Here is a 14,776-nt window from a genome sequence, read left to right as displayed (position 1 = left end):
TATTGAAGACATTCGAATTTGAGGGCTGGTCGGAACTCGTCAGCTCTCTATTCCCTTCCGTTAAGTACTCCTTAACGATGGCTACGATCTCGTTCAGTGCTTTTTCGGTTGCTACCTATAAAATCATTGGACTGGATATCCTGGCAACAATCGCTTTTGTGCTGATCATGGCATGCGAAGTATTTACGGGTTTCTGGGCGAGCAAAAAGCTGAAGGTGAATACAAGCTCACTAAAGATGAGCCGGTTCAGCCTTAAAATGGCCTGTTATCTGGTTGTACTCTTTGTAAGCAACTCATTTGCCGAGAGCTTCAAAGCGAAGGACAGCAATGTCGGATACTGGTTTTTCGATTGGCTGCACGTGTATCTGGCGATCCATATCGCAACCGAGAATATCATTTCAATCATCGAAAACTGGGCGATTATCGAAGGTAAGGAAAAGACCTACTGGATCGTGAAGATCCAGGATAAGCTCAATAATCTATTTAAGTAATGGGAAAGACAAGCGAATTTATTGTAGCAGCTGCCAAATGGTACGATGGACAGATTGAAAAGTCTGGTAACTCCGGTTTTAAAGATCCAAATTTTGAAAAGGAATTGGTATCCGTAGGATGGCAAAAGTCTTATGCTTGGTGCGCCTATTTTACGAAGCTCATCTATACGAAAGCGTATAAAAATGATGTAAAGCTCTCGGCTGTAGTGAGAGACCGTTTCAACGGCGGCGCACTTGCTACCTACAATAATGCTAAAGCCGATAAGATCTTCAAGGTATCTGATGTGCCGGTTATCGGTGCCATAGTTGTATGGCAGCATGGCAACTCAGGTAATGGTCATGTCGGGATTGTAATTTCCTTTGATCTTAAAACCAATACCATGTACTGCATAGAAGGCAATACCAATGCCAGCGGAAGCAGAGAAGGCGACCGGGTTGCCATTAAAGCCCGGACAATAAATAGGGACAGGACGGCATCCGGACTGAACCTCAAAGGATTCATTTATCCGATTGAATTATCATGAAAAAAGCAGGTTTGATCGTATTGGCGTGTTTAGCCCTGTCAGGTTGCCGGACCCGAAAAAGTCAAGAGCACAAGAGTACTGTTGACAGTACCGTAAGCAACATTGAAAAAAGTAACATCGAAGTAAAGGGCGGGATCTACAGGGTAAACAGCACGTCATCCACTTTGGACAGTATCTGGCAGATCGGAATGCGGTTTGAAAACTTTTCGGGCATTATCCATCCGGATGGACGGATCGAGGGAAAGGCAGATCAGGCCGGTATCCTTAACCAGGGCCAGAAGAAATCCGGTTCAGATCAGACCTCAAGGGAGGGTGATACCACTGCTATCTCAACGAGCGATAGCAGACGGTCGGACACCTCTCTACATAAAATGGAATATGACCGCCAAAAAGAGGTCGAGGGTACCAAAATCCCGTGGTATGTATGGCTGCTGGCTATTGCAGCCGTACTACTTTTTGGTTACTGGATGGTGACCAAGGTTAAATCAAAATTAAAATGCTTTTAAAACTCATTTAAATCATGGGAAATACAAGAAAAGAAAAACTGACGTATGCTTTCGGAACCTATCCCAAAGCTACTGAACTGCATGTCACCTCGGATGATCAGATCTTCTTTACGGCTGCAGATGCTGGCACACATGCCAAAACCCTTGAAGACAAGGAGGTCATCAAGGAGATCCGTTCGGATTATATCACACCGGTTAAGTCAGACGATGAAAATGACGAGGACAAGGAACTGGATGCCCTTCGAGATAAGCATAAGGAGCTATTCGGTGCGCTGCCCAACAAAACTGCCCAAGCTAAAACGATCCAGAAAAAGATCGATGATGAATTGGCCCGTTTAGCGGAGGTTGCTGCCAGGGATGCTGAGAAGGCAGGCGGTAAAACCGGCGAAAATGTAGGGACGGAAAATCCCGGTAACGGCAAAGGGAGTGATCAATAATTTATTCACGTAAAATCTTAAACAATGGCTAAATACCAATATGGACTATTGAAGTTCGAAACTGGGACAATGGACCCAGTAACCGGAGAGGTAACGGACTGGGTAGAGGAAAAAGTTTATCAGGATACCTGTGTCATCGACCGCCCAGAAGCTACGAAGACTGAACACTATGCTCAGGGCGATCCCAATGCAAAAGTTATCCGCTATTCCAGACCAGGAACGAAAACAATTGCGTTCAGCATTTTCGACAGATCTGCTGCCAGTAAAGTGAAATGGTTAGGTGGTACAGTCACAACTGTACAATCAAAAGATATGTGGAATGAACCGGAAACCCCTGTCACCTCTACAAAAAAAGCAATCCGTCTAACGTTCGAAGATGGATCACAAGCTATTGCGCCGAATTGTTCTTGCGCTGCGCGTGACGCTTGGAATCCGAATGATTCCGACGTGGCCGTTATTCCGGTAGTTGCTTCGGTGATGAGTACCGGTGTTGCAGGTGTAAGTTCTTGGAGAGAAACCGACGCATAATTTTAAAACTTATGGATGCAAATCAAATTGAGCTGCATGCAACTGAGACTCTATTGCAAAGGGGCGTGAAGGTGCTAGTTCGCGCCCCTTTCTTGTTGAGGTTGCTGCGTATAAAGCGGATCGGGCTAACACTTCGCGCGCCCACTGGAGGAGCGCTCAAACGTATGGGCTATCAGTATCTGCTCTGTCAGTTGTCTGTGGATAAACTGGAGAAAATTGCCATTGAAGATGCACTGCTTTTCAATGTCAAATACGGTAAATATATCTATCGCGCACTTGCCTGCCTTTTTTTGGTGGGAAAGATCCGGACACGGTTTTTCATGAAACCAATGGCAGCATATCTGGAGGAAAACATGCAGCCCAAAGAAGCGCTGACCCTCCTGCAGCTTGCGATCCTTCATGGAGGGATCGAGGATTTTATGACTACTACCAGATTGGTAAGAATGAAAATGATCACAGTACCAAGACTGGGCCAGAAGACCAAGAGGAGTTAGTCCCTGTCGGGATGCATAGCCCTTGGGGATTATTGAACCAGCTGAGCGATAAAAAAGGATGGAGCCACGAGTACATGCTTGAACAGATCTCATGGGCCAACTTACAGATGTATATGGCAGATACAGTAAAGCTCGTCAAACGGAAGGATATCATTCAGACGGTATCAAAATCAGAATTAAAAGAACATCGTAAACGTTTAGGCAATGGATAAACTAAACTTAGAGATCGGTTGGGATATTGACAATAATCAGTTAAAGGCTGGTTTGGATCAGGCCCGTAAGAATATCGAGGGCGTTGGCCAGACCATTGAAATAGTGGAGGACAAAGTAAACTCCGGTTTTCAGTCAAGTAGCCAGCAGGTTTCTCTTTTGGCCAAAAACTACGAACAGCTGAGAAAGGAAGCTGAGGAATATGCCAAAGTCGTGGCGACCTCTTTTGATCCTACTGAGATCGCAGCATATAATGCCAAGCTCGCGGCAGTCAGGGAAGAAATGGCCAAGATCAAGGCGATGGGGCTTGATATTCCAGCCCCCAAAGTACCTGCACAAAAATGGAACAGCCTCCAGAACTCGATCAATCAGATCAGCAGGGAGATGCCTGCATTTACATATAGTATTCAGACCGGATTCATGGCGATATCCAACAACCTTCCGATGCTCTTTGACGATATCGGAAGAATAAGGAACGAAAATCAGGCCCTGCTGGCCAGTGGTCAGAAAGGTGTGCCGTTATGGAAGCAATTAACCACGAGCCTTTTTTCATGGAATACCGCGATGTCTGTTGGTATCACTTTGCTTACGGTCTTCGGTAAAGAGATCGGCGAATGGGTCGTTCAGCTCTTTGCGGGAAAGAAAGGACTGGATGCGTTAAAAGCCGCAAAAGAAGCACTCAACAAGGCGATGGATGACAATTCCTATTCCAAGGCCATTATGGATGTCGAGCGACTGCGCAATGCTGTTGATATGGCCAAAGGTGGGTTTGTTGAAAAGAAGAAGGTTGTAGAGGAATACAATAAGACGATTGGCCGGACTACGGGTGAGGTTAAAACCTTGGATCAGGTCGAACGCTTTTTGATCGCCAATGCCAACAATTACGTCAAGATGATGATGTATAAGGCAGCGGCGAACATTGCCCTTGCCGATGCTGCCAAAGAAGCTGTCGAAGCGGAGAAAACGCGTATGAAAGAACTCAAAGAGTTCGAAAAAACGATGGACAAGCAGATCCCTGTTGGAACCGGAACCAGTGGATATGTTAGCCAGACCGATATTAAAAACGCGCAGTACAACGCTAAAAAACTTGCTGAAGCCAGAAAAGATGAACAGCTCAAAATTCATGAAGATGCGGAGAAAAAACAGCTTGATATCTCCAACAACTTTATGCGTAAAGCTCAGGAGTATGCGTCCAAAATGGGTATTTCTGTTTTCGGTGATGATCCTAAAAAAGATAAGGATACCACCGACAGGATGGAAAACCTATTCGACCAGATCGTGAACGGTCGGGAGGAAATGCTCAATAAGATCCTTCAACTTGACAAAGAATATGCCCGTAAATCGATGGCATCCGATGCCGCAGAGGTACAGGCATTAAAGGATAAGTTTGCTGAATTAAGACGGATCATTACAGAGGAAAATGAGAAGATTAAAAAATACAACGATAAAAACAAGGGTAAAAAAGGTTACCAGCCTGTTGAACTTATTGATATTGGGAAGGTAGATCCAATCGAAAAACGTGCCGGTGAGCAGCTTGCTTACAACCAGAGCACGGCAAAAACTGTCAAGGAAATCGAAGAGAAAAAGAAACTCTTTACCGAGTACGAAAACTATGTGGCCAAACTGGGAAAGGAAAAGGCTGATGCAGTATATAAGGATAAACTCGGCGGGTTTGAGAAATACGTCGATTATATCCAGTCTGTTGCTACAAAGGAGGCTGATGCTATTAATGCCGTGACAGCCGGCACCGCTACAGATCAACAGGCTGACCGCGCTAAGGTTATCAATAAGGAAAAGGATGAGGCCGTAGCGGCGGAAAAGAAAAAGCAGGTTGAAGTTTTGGCCATGATGGTCACTTACGATCAGCAGCGAAAGAACCTAATCAATAAGTATGAAACCGAGCGGGCAGGTATTGTAAAGACTTCTAGCGATTCCGAGCTTGCAGAATTTGACCGCAGGCACAATGAGGAACTTAAACAGCTTGATGATGAGAATATCAACCGTCTCCAATCCGTAAAGCATCTCTTTGATGGTATCGAACGATTAACTGATGCTCAGGCCCGAAAAGTGATCAAAGACATTCAAGAGTTGCTGGCTTCGGGTGTGAATATTTCACCCGAAATGCTCAAAAAACTTAAAGACGCTCTTAAGGATACGACAAAGGCGCTCGATGCCCGTTTACCGGATCGGATCATGCAGATGTCCGGAGCATTCAACCAGATGGGTCAGGAGATCTCCGGAGTCAATGAAGGACTAGGGAATATGCTGACTGCTGTAGGCAGTATATTGGCCTCCTCCGTACAGATCGGTGAAAGCATCACAGCAATGAACAAAGGGCTTGACAATTACAAGAGCTATAAAGACACCAAAGAAAAAAGTGGCAGCAGCGCTGCAGGTGGTTTACTTGGTGGGATCTCTGCCGTTGCTGGAGTAGCTGGCCCCATTGGTTCAATGGTCGGCGCGGTTGCTGGCGTGGCCAGCGGCGTGATCAAGTTTTTCGGTGCTGCCAAGGAATCGGCACGTCAGGCGGCCAAACAGATGAAGGAATATCAGGAAAGCGTTCTGACAGGTGAATACGAATACAACCGGATATTGCGTGAACGCGCCAGAGAGCATGAAGATATCAACCAGCTGACACTTGAACAGATTGGGCTCCAACAGAAGCTATTAACGTTGCAGACTACTCAGGCCACAAATGATTACAACTCGATATTAAAACGCATCCAGTCAGAGGGTGAGCAGATCACCGGTCAGAAAACTGAGAAATATGGCGGTTTCCTTGGTGTCGGAAAGAAAACACGCGTCGTGGATATCACGGCCGGTCTGTCAGGATATACCTATGAGCAGCTAGAAAAGCTTTACACATCAAATAAACTGACAGAGGCTACGAAGAAACTTTTTGAGGAACTCAAAAAGAATAAGGAGGAGATCGACAGCATCGGGGATGCGTGGGACGATATGGAAAAGCAGCTGCTTGACAAGATGTCGGGCGGTGCAACTTCCGATTCAATAGCATCCAGTATCATATCAGGCATAAAGGAAGGAAAACGCGCCTTTGAAGACTTTGGCGATGATATCAATTCCATCGTGGAAAATGCGCTGCTCTCTGCTATGTCGGCGACAGTTCTGGAGGAACCATTGCAGGAGCTTGTCAAGAAATTCAGGGAAGATTCAAAGGACGGCCTTGATCAGAGTGAGATCGATGCTTTTAAAAAGGGATATGGTGATATCGTTAAAGAGGGCTTAGATGCTTTAAAGATTATCGAAGGTACTTATGGTACAATAAAGGGTGATGCCAGTTCATCGGTAAAAAGTGAGGGTATCGACCGTGTAAGCGAGCAGACAGCCTCTGAATTTACAGGTATTTCTAGGGCCCATCTCGATGTTTCAAAGCAGAATCTTGATATCTCAAAACAGCATCTTCTGAATGTTCAGAAAGTACTGGAGTTTGAGGCCAAATCTTATGAGGCAATGCAGGAGCAGGTTCGTGTGCTAAAATTGATCGAGGGCCATACAAGAGGCACAGTTGAACAGTTGGTTCAGGCTGTTGACCATTTAAAAGCAATTAAAGACAATACGAAAGGGGGTTATTATGCAGGTTAAAGTCACAATCGACTCAGTTGATATTCAAAATGATTTTGGTGTGTATCTGGAGGAAGGCGGGATCGATGCACCTCAGTTGCCACCGACACCCAGACAGCCATTCTTTAATGAATGGGAAGATAGCTCCGGAAGGGACTATGATACAACTTCACCGATTGTTTTCAGCCCACAGATATTGGAAGTTCCATTTTTTATCATAGCGGGAAACTTGGCGGACTATAAGACAAACAAAGATGCGTTTATGGCTCTGATTGTCAAAAATGCCGAACTGAATGTCACATTCTCCGGCATTGGCCAGAGTTTTAAACTTCGGTATGTGGAAACTGTATCGTGGGAGCTTTTGGAGATCGCTCTTGATGGGCAGACCTCCGCCCGTTTCGTTCTTAAACTGGAAAATAATCACCGTACTTAAAAGTTAGGCAATGGCAATAGATGTATTTATTCAGAGCTACGACACCGTAGAGACATTTGGGGTCTATCTTCTGGACGGTGGGCTTTCCGTTCTTGAACAGCCTCCGAAGCCACGTATCCCTTTTTTTAATGAATGGGAAGATACTTCTGGACGCGATTACGATGAGAATGACAGCCTTGTGTATGAGCCCCAGACACTTGAAGTCCCTTTTTTGATGGTGGGTGAAAATATGGCCGACTATAGAGAAAAGAGACGGGACTTTCTGGATCTGATCAGCGAGCCATTTGATATGCAGGTGCTGGAGTGGGGAGAATCCTACAAGCTCCGGCTGATCGAGATCTCGGACTGGCAGCTGCTCAATGAAAGCCTGACCGGTGAGACCTCTGCGTCTTTTGTACTCAAACTTGAAAATAACCACGTGCTGCCAACTTATGTTTTCCGGTATCTGGCGGACAACAAGGGGCGGCACATCATTATAAATGACAATAAAAGGATTTTAGTAAAAACGAAATATCATGCGTGATTATATAAAATATGATGGCGAGACACCGCCGATACTTGATGCAGCTAAAGTCAGTTCGATCATGGGTGTCGATAGTGAAACAGGCGAAGTCGGCAATGTCGATTTTGCCCTTATCGTCAATGAAGCAGGAAAGAAAATCGGGGATGCTGTTAAGATCACTGGTAACACACTGCCTACTTTAGGCACTGCCAATAAATATGTAGAAGTTTATGGCGGTGCCAATGGCAGGACATTGGTTTACGGCGATAATGAATTTATACTACAAAAGGACAGTGTAGTAAAATTGTTCTGGGATGGTTCTAATAAAACATGGGAGATTACCGACAGTGCTACATTGTCCTTTCGATCAATATTAAAAATCGAAATGACATCGTCCACTGGTTTGAAGGATAACTATACAATTACCTTCAGTGATGGTACTACTCAACTATTTTCGGTAACGAACGGAAAAAATAGCGACGTACTCAATATATCCGTGAACGGTCAGGTTGTTGTGCCGAATGATTCTGGACAGATTGAAATCATTGTGCCAGATGAGAACCTTGTCAATATCGCTGAATCGGAACGTACGGTAGGAACATACAGCTATGGCGGTGAGTACATGCCTATCTATTCGACCACTTTCAAGCTAAACGCATTACCTATACAACAGGGTGTGATAAAAGAATATGTATTGAGCGATGAGCCATTGGGATATGGCTTGTTCTTGAATATTGCTAAAACTTCGGTAAGTACGGGGAAGAAGATTTTTGGGAACTATTTCAACACTAAATATAGCATTGAGAATATTCATGTTAATAGTCAATTCAAAACAATTATCGAGGTTAAATGCTTGGAAAATATTATCAGCGCAGACCCAGTTTACATGCTGCTTAATCTGGAATATTTGAAATATGATGGAAATGTCGTAGAATTTACTGTACGTGTGCCAGAAGGTGCAGATACATCTTCTATTGATCTTCGTTTTCCAAAATTAAAATTCAATAAAAAATTTGCATTCAGCTATATAACCGACGATTCAAATTCTATCTATCAATTTTATTTTTCGGGCATCAATAAAAGATGGGTTGCTACAACCATGCAGTTTTATCTTCATCTGAATTTTCCAATATCGCCCGACTTTACGGAAGGTTTTACACCTGAATACCCTTTGGAATTTACCGATGGGGCAGGAAATAAACGCAGATTTGCAACCAGTATCGCTGTTTGGCCAGACAAATTGCATGACCAATACAGCACAGACGGCAATGTTGGAAAAAATTACCCTTGGATGTCCGCTCGTGAATGGAGTCTGTATAAAGACTTTGGTTATAGTGTCCTGTATCACGATTTTAATGGATATGATGGTTCATCTGTAACACAGGAAAATTTCAACCAGTGGTTTGCTGATACAAAAGCTAAATTTATTGAATACATAAATGACAGCCCCAAAATTGTTGCTGAACCCAATGGAGATCATAGGTATTTAGCCCTTTCGCAGAACATCAGTGATATTATGATGAATACAGCACAGAGCGGAGACCCTCTAATCAAAAAAGCTTATCCATATCGTTCTGGGTTCACTTTAAATAAAAGCCAGATAGCTGTCGAGCGGCTGTTTTCGGGAGCTTCGGATTATGCCGATCAGGTATTTAATATCTTACAGTCTTTCAGCGATACGGCCAATCTGGATAATATCTATTGGCTGATCGGAGCTTCGCACAGAACCAACGTCGGCGATTACCAGATGTTTAAAAGGATCAATGACAGCTTTGGAGCCATCGGTGATGACAAGATATGGTTTGCAAGTGTTGACGAAGTATATGAATATTGGTATCTGACAAACAATGCCACTATTATAAAGAGTGAGGGTATTAACGAAGTAACCTTTAAACTGTATTTTCCAAAAATGCCACGCTTCTGGTTCAGTGAAGTTTCTTGTCTGTTATCTGGAGTGTCCTCATTGAATGGTGTTTCGGTCTCTTCTAATACTGACGGGCTTTCTTATGCGGTCAATACAGGTGAGCTATTGGTAAATCTTAATTTTAGTAAAGATCTTCTCACTAGGGCGGAAAAATATACGGCAGCGTTTGAGGCATCTCCTAATGCTGATTACGTCTATGATGATGCAATGTACATGGTCAGCCAGCTTAAGCCCTCTTTGCGACAGCCGTTTGTCGACCGTTTAAACGTATATTCATCGGCACCAACATTTGCCGACTTCAAGATCGAAAACGGGGCAAGTACTACACAGAAAAGTATTGTTTCCCTTACTATGCTGTTCACTGGTACATCGCCGACACATTATTTGGTGAGTGAGTCGAGTAATTTTATAGGTGCTGACTGGATTGCTTTCGTGTCTCCTGCAAGTTATGAACTGTCGGCAGCGTTCGATACCAAAACGATATATGTCAAGCTTAAAAATGCTTATGGGGAGTCGCTTGTACTATCTGCACAGATTTACAAAGCCAAACCTGATCTTTCTTTACTATCAATTACAGTGGCTGGTCAGGTTTCAGGTTCACCTGTTCCAATAACACTAAATTATACAGGTATTCCAACACACTATCGACTTTCAGCAACAAATAATTTCGATTCGGTAAACTGGATTCCTTTCGGGGCAAATCCAGTTAATTTTGCCATTACCACGCCATTTGGACAAAAATCTGTTTTTGCCCAGATACGGGATGAGGTTGAGGACAAAACGTCGAGCATTGTTAATGCTAGTTTTGAATATGTTGATCCTGTTTCGGCAATATTGACATCGATTGCCATTAATAATGGCGATCAAGCTACAGCGTCAGGAAATGTAAGTGTGAAGCTTACTTCAGTAAATACGGTTACGCATTATCGTATCGGACAACAATCTGATCTATCTTCGGTTGCTTGGATTGCGTACACTGGAGATACGGTCAATTACAATTCGGGGTTAAACAGTGGAACATTGACATTATATGCGCAGGTTAAAAATTCAACCAGCGAATCCGATGTGAAAACTTCATCGATCAATGTGGTTATACCTGTTACGGCAACGGCAATGGCACTTGCAGATGGACAGGCGTCCTTTGCTGGTTATAGTCCTAAAGTGTCATTTACAATAGGTGCAGGTACACCTAGTCATTATCGCTTAGCCGAAACATCTGCTGGAGTTTCAGCAGCGGCTTGGTTGCCTTGGTCGGAAAACATCACTTTTACATTTTCGTCAATTGGTGCAAAAACTCTTTACGGACAGGTTAAAAATGCTGTCAGCGAATCTAGCGTTGTAAACGATTCAATTACTTTGACCGCACCTCCAGTTGCTGTACTTATCGGCTTTAATGCAGCCAGCAATAATACGAACACAAAGGTGGTTACGGCAGGTTTGACAACAAATCAGGTGAAATTTGCAACGTATACTGGTTATGGCGCACTTCAATTGGTCGATACAACGGGAGCGAACGCTGCTGGAATGTACTTTAACTTAAATACATCGTTCTACGCTGCAAATGACATATTCAATGCTGGTAATACTTACGAAAACAGTAATCTTGATGCGACAGTCGCAAGTGGAAATTACAGTCTGCAAACGATGGCCAAAGTGATGACAACTGTGAGCAGCACGGCTGCTGATGTAAAGAGAAAAGCAAGATTTTCATTGACTTTGCCAGCAGGAACATACAGATTTAGATTTCTCTGGAATACTTCCAATTCGGGCTTGAGTGCTAATACAGAGAGTAAACGGATTAATTCATTTTACGGACTGTTCCAAGGTGCTACAGAATTAGGCCGTGTCGTTTGTACTCCTGACAACAGTATAACAGGGTTTAATAATCTGGATTTTAATGCTGAAATCCAAGTGACTGTTTCTGATGGGGCAGTACCAGTCGATCTTGGATTATGGTCTAGCGTTGGCGGCCAATTGCCAGGCATCAACTTAATTGAAATAACTAAACTATCTTAAAATGTACGGTATAGATATTTATAGAAATAACGTTGTAATCACCTCACTGCCGCTACTGGCCGGTACATTTACAAAGCGTTTAATGGCAGAGCATAATCTTGTCTTCAATTTTGCAACCGTAGCACCGATTGAAATTCAGATTGGTGATAAGCTGACCTACAAAAATGAGGTCATGACAATCAATAATGTTCCCGAAGTCAAGCGAGATCACAAGCTCGAATACACGTTTGTGTTTGAGGGTGTCCGACATAATCTAGAGCGTTTTCTGCTGCGCGATGAAGGCGCGTTGACCTTTGATTACCTTAACGATCTGCACGGTTTTATGTTCATGTTTCTGGAATCTTTAAACAGTGTGGACAGTGGCTGGACGCTGGGTGAAGTGGAGGACGTTGAACCTTTTGCCGTCTCTTTCGACAAGGTCGATCATTTTACGGCACTGAATATGATTTGCGAGGGAGCAAAGTGCGAGTGGCAGATGAAGGGAAAAGAAATGTCGATCAAAAAGACCGTTGGCAAATTCCGGAACTATCCCCTCAGCTATGGCAAAGACAATGGTTTATACTCCATTACACGAAAAAGAATAGAGAATGGAAGGATTGTCACGAGAGCTTATGCTGTTGGCGGTTCTAATAATCTTCCGGCATCCTATCCCTATAAAGAATTTACAATGGACGGATATAAAGAAGATCCTGTCGCCATCCAAAAATATGGGTTGCGTGAAGGCGCGTTTAAAGATGAAGAAATCTACCCTAAGCGGACGGGTGCAGTCACCGAAGTAACCAAAATTAATGACAATCAATATACGATATCGGATAGCTCGATTGATTTCGATATGAATAGCCTTCGGATCGACGGGCAGGATATTTATATCATCTTCAAATCCGGTATGCTGAACGGCCAGCAATTCAAGGTGCTTTCATACGCCCATACGAGCAAAACGATCCGTTATGAGGCCAACAAAGACAACAATGGTAATCTTGTGCCATTTGGCGCCACATTGGCCGCTGTAGGCGATAAATATACATTGATAGGACTAAGGATGCCACAAAGCTATATTAACGCAGCTAACGCCGAATTAGAGGCCAAATGCCTTGAATACCTTAATAGCAACAAAGTGCCGCGCGTGGTCTATGAAGCGCCACTCGATCCTTTGGATCTTAAGCGAAATGGCGTAGAAATCGAGGAAGGTGATATCTTGCCGTTCTCGGACACTAAAATAGGATTGAATGAGGATCTCAGAGTGACTTCTGTAAGTTACAAGGCAACCTTTCCAGATTTTTTGCCACAGGGAATGGTATTTACCGCTGAGATCGGTCAGGAGGTAACTTATACCCGAATCCAGAAGGTCGAAAATGAGATCAAGCAGACCAAGCAGGTCGTTACCCAGAGAACCACCAAGAGCATTGAGGAAGACCGAAAGCTGGCAATGCGTATGAGACAGCTTCAAGATCTGGTTTTTGATGCAGATGGTTATTTTGACGGAAGCCGGATCAAGCCAAATTCGATAGAAACGTTGATGCTTTCCATTGGTGCAAAAAGTCAAAACTTTTTGCTTAATGGCGTTACGATCGAGGTCAATAGCGGCGATGATCCCAAACATGTGATCATCTCGGCCGGTCAGCTCGTTCACCTGGAAGTCAGGATAGAGGGCATAGGTTATATCTGGAACATGTCGCAGCTTTCAAAAAGCGATCTGGTTCCGAACGTTCCTTATTATGTTTCTGCGCGGTGCAGCACAATCGACCTGGTCGGAACATGGCATCTTTCCCAGACGCCCGTGGGGACGGAAGATGAACCCAATTTTTATCATTTCAATGTTGGGGTGATCTATGCGGAATCTGAAGGCAGACGCGACTACAGTTTTACAAGCGGCATGACCTATATTCATGGAGCACAGATAAAGACCGGACAGATCGATGCTGCTCGGTTAAATGTACAAGAAATTGTTGTCAATGGCGGCGGCGCTACCGTAAGCCAGATGAACGATGCTAAACAGCAGGCGATTCAGGCAGCCAATGCTTATTCCGAGGCCAATGACGAGCTATTGCAGATCGTAGCCGAATCTTATGCAGACGGGCTGGTTTCCGCAGAGGAACAGGCACGGATTAACGATGCAACGCAGAAGCTTCTTGAAGCAAAGCAGCATGCCGATACAGCTGCAGGAAATGCTCTGCAGAGTGCAAAGGGCTATGCTGACAGTTTGATTTCCGCATTGGGTGAGCTTGCTCATGAGGATCTTATCGAAATTGCAAAGTTGGGTACTTCCATTATTCAGGGGGGCTACATTAAGACAGATATCATTGATGTAGTGGCTCTTTTCGCCCAGTACATCGAGGCCGAAAATTTTTGGTTAAAGAAGGGTAAAATTGGAATATTTGATGTAGAGAACGGTCAAATCAGAACAGAAAGCTGGTCGGATAACAGTAATAATAATGGAGTAAGATTTACTAATAACGGAATATTGTCACGTAATGCAAACGAAAAGTTATTTCCTTCATCCACAGGAATAGACTATGCTGGTTCATTGGTCGGTATGGTTGATCAAAATTTACCATCAGAACAAGATTCTTTTGGCGGATATGCTAGAGCTGGCCTAATGGGGATCAATTATAAAGATATGGATATGCAAGCGATGAATCAATTGATGTGGAGTTGGGGACAGTATGGGGTGTTAGCATCATCCTTAAAGGTAATAGGTGGGATTGAATTACCTGCCCGCATAGAAGAAGGATCAGGTCTAGTTCAGATTACACGCGGGGATTATAATGTGATCATAGGAGGTCAACATGTTGGCGCAAATTTGCCTGAAAAACCAAATCATGGGCAAGTCATTGTTATAAAAAATGCAAGATCAGTCACGATAACAATTAATGCGGGTTCTGGACATAATTTTGTATTTATTGATAATTCCCAAGCACCCTCTGCAAACATCCCCTCTGGTAAGTATAGGACATATCAATTTGTTCGTCAAATTTTTACGGCAGGTTATTGGTTTGAAATTGGGGCAATAGGCTAAAAAAAAGCCTCCAGTCTTTTAAATATATCTCACTACATCAAAAGAAAATGCACAAAGCACCATGCTGGAGGCGTAAAAGCTCTTGCTGGTAATTTGTGCATTCTATGTAGTGA

12 protein-coding genes are annotated in these 14,776 nt (G+C 43.7%); all 12 read left to right on the top strand.

Annotated features, from left to right (window positions below):
• Window positions 1-2 precede the first annotated feature (2 nt).
• Window positions 3-491 (top strand): phage holin family protein, encoded by a 489-nt coding sequence (locus B2O97_RS06990; protein WP_286767162.1) that lies wholly within the window; start codon window positions 3-5, stop codon window positions 489-491.
• A complete protein-coding gene (locus tag B2O97_RS06985; protein ID WP_286767161.1) occupies window positions 491-1,015 on the top strand; it encodes a CHAP domain-containing protein in 525 nt (174 codons plus the stop codon). The genes B2O97_RS06990 and B2O97_RS06985 overlap by 1 nt, the downstream gene beginning before the upstream one ends.
• Window positions 1,012-1,521: a hypothetical protein gene (locus tag B2O97_RS06980; protein ID WP_286767160.1), complete on the top strand. Its 510-nt coding sequence runs from the start codon at window positions 1,012-1,014 to the stop codon at window positions 1,519-1,521. Before B2O97_RS06985 ends, B2O97_RS06980 begins: the two co-directional genes overlap by 4 nt.
• A gap of 14 nt (window positions 1,522-1,535) precedes the next feature.
• Window positions 1,536-1,958 (top strand): hypothetical protein, encoded by a 423-nt coding sequence (locus B2O97_RS06975; RefSeq protein ID WP_286767159.1) that lies wholly within the window; start codon window positions 1,536-1,538, stop codon window positions 1,956-1,958.
• Between the two features lie 24 nt (window positions 1,959-1,982).
• Window positions 1,983-2,486: a hypothetical protein gene (locus B2O97_RS06970; RefSeq protein ID WP_286767158.1), complete on the top strand. Its 504-nt coding sequence runs from the start codon at window positions 1,983-1,985 to the stop codon at window positions 2,484-2,486.
• A gap of 65 nt (window positions 2,487-2,551) precedes the next feature.
• Window positions 2,552-2,980 carry a hypothetical protein gene (locus B2O97_RS06965; protein ID WP_286767157.1) on the top strand — a complete coding sequence of 143 codons (429 nt, stop codon included), beginning with the start codon at window positions 2,552-2,554 and terminating at the stop codon, window positions 2,978-2,980.
• An 11-nt stretch (window positions 2,981-2,991) separates the two neighbouring features.
• Complete coding sequence (locus tag B2O97_RS06960; protein WP_286767156.1) at window positions 2,992-3,192, top strand: hypothetical protein; 201 nt, start codon at window positions 2,992-2,994, stop codon at window positions 3,190-3,192.
• Complete coding sequence (locus B2O97_RS06955) at window positions 3,185-6,793, top strand: hypothetical protein (protein WP_286767155.1); 3,609 nt, start codon at window positions 3,185-3,187, stop codon at window positions 6,791-6,793. The genes B2O97_RS06960 and B2O97_RS06955 overlap by 8 nt, the downstream gene beginning before the upstream one ends.
• Window positions 6,783-7,205: a hypothetical protein gene (locus B2O97_RS06950; protein ID WP_286767154.1), complete on the top strand. Its 423-nt coding sequence runs from the start codon at window positions 6,783-6,785 to the stop codon at window positions 7,203-7,205. The genes B2O97_RS06955 and B2O97_RS06950 overlap by 11 nt, the downstream gene beginning before the upstream one ends.
• A gap of 10 nt (window positions 7,206-7,215) precedes the next feature.
• A complete protein-coding gene (locus B2O97_RS06945; RefSeq protein WP_286767153.1) occupies window positions 7,216-7,728 on the top strand; it encodes a hypothetical protein in 513 nt (170 codons plus the stop codon).
• Entirely contained in the window at window positions 7,721-11,647 is a 3,927-nt protein-coding gene (locus B2O97_RS06940) for a hypothetical protein (RefSeq protein ID WP_286767152.1), read from the top strand. The genes B2O97_RS06945 and B2O97_RS06940 overlap by 8 nt, the downstream gene beginning before the upstream one ends.
• 1 nt (window position 11,648) lies before the next feature.
• On the top strand, window positions 11,649-14,663 hold the full coding sequence (locus B2O97_RS06935) for a hypothetical protein (RefSeq protein WP_286767151.1): 3,015 nt from the start codon (window positions 11,649-11,651) through the stop codon (window positions 14,661-14,663).
• The last annotated feature ends 113 nt before the right edge of the window (window positions 14,664-14,776 follow it).

This window comes from Sphingobacterium sp. UBA865, assembly GCF_002295765.1.
GTDB lineage: Bacteria > Bacteroidota > Bacteroidia > Sphingobacteriales > Sphingobacteriaceae > Sphingobacterium > Sphingobacterium multivorum.
This window is presented reverse-complemented; position numbering and strand designations above follow the sequence as displayed.

Bases quoted from the DNA above. Each gene is read 5' to 3' on its own strand.
- B2O97_RS06985 (WP_286767161.1), top strand. From the start codon at position 491: ATGGGAAAGACAAGCGAATTTATTGTAGCAGCTGCCAAATGGTACGAT.
- B2O97_RS06980 (WP_286767160.1), top strand. From the start codon at position 1,012: ATGAAAAAAGCAGGTTTGATCGTATTGGCGTGTTTAGCCCTGTCAGGT.
- B2O97_RS06975 (WP_286767159.1), top strand. From the start codon at position 1,536: ATGGGAAATACAAGAAAAGAAAAACTGACGTATGCTTTCGGAACCTAT.
- B2O97_RS06970 (WP_286767158.1), top strand. From the start codon at position 1,983: ATGGCTAAATACCAATATGGACTATTGAAGTTCGAAACTGGGACAATG.
- B2O97_RS06960 (WP_286767156.1), top strand. From the start codon at position 2,992: ATGCATAGCCCTTGGGGATTATTGAACCAGCTGAGCGATAAAAAAGGA.
- B2O97_RS06955 (WP_286767155.1), top strand. From the start codon at position 3,185: ATGGATAAACTAAACTTAGAGATCGGTTGGGATATTGACAATAATCAG.
- B2O97_RS06950 (WP_286767154.1), top strand. From the start codon at position 6,783: ATGCAGGTTAAAGTCACAATCGACTCAGTTGATATTCAAAATGATTTT.
- B2O97_RS06945 (WP_286767153.1), top strand. From the start codon at position 7,216: ATGGCAATAGATGTATTTATTCAGAGCTACGACACCGTAGAGACATTT.
- B2O97_RS06940 (WP_286767152.1), top strand. From the start codon at position 7,721: ATGCGTGATTATATAAAATATGATGGCGAGACACCGCCGATACTTGAT.
- B2O97_RS06935 (WP_286767151.1), top strand. From the start codon at position 11,649: ATGTACGGTATAGATATTTATAGAAATAACGTTGTAATCACCTCACTG.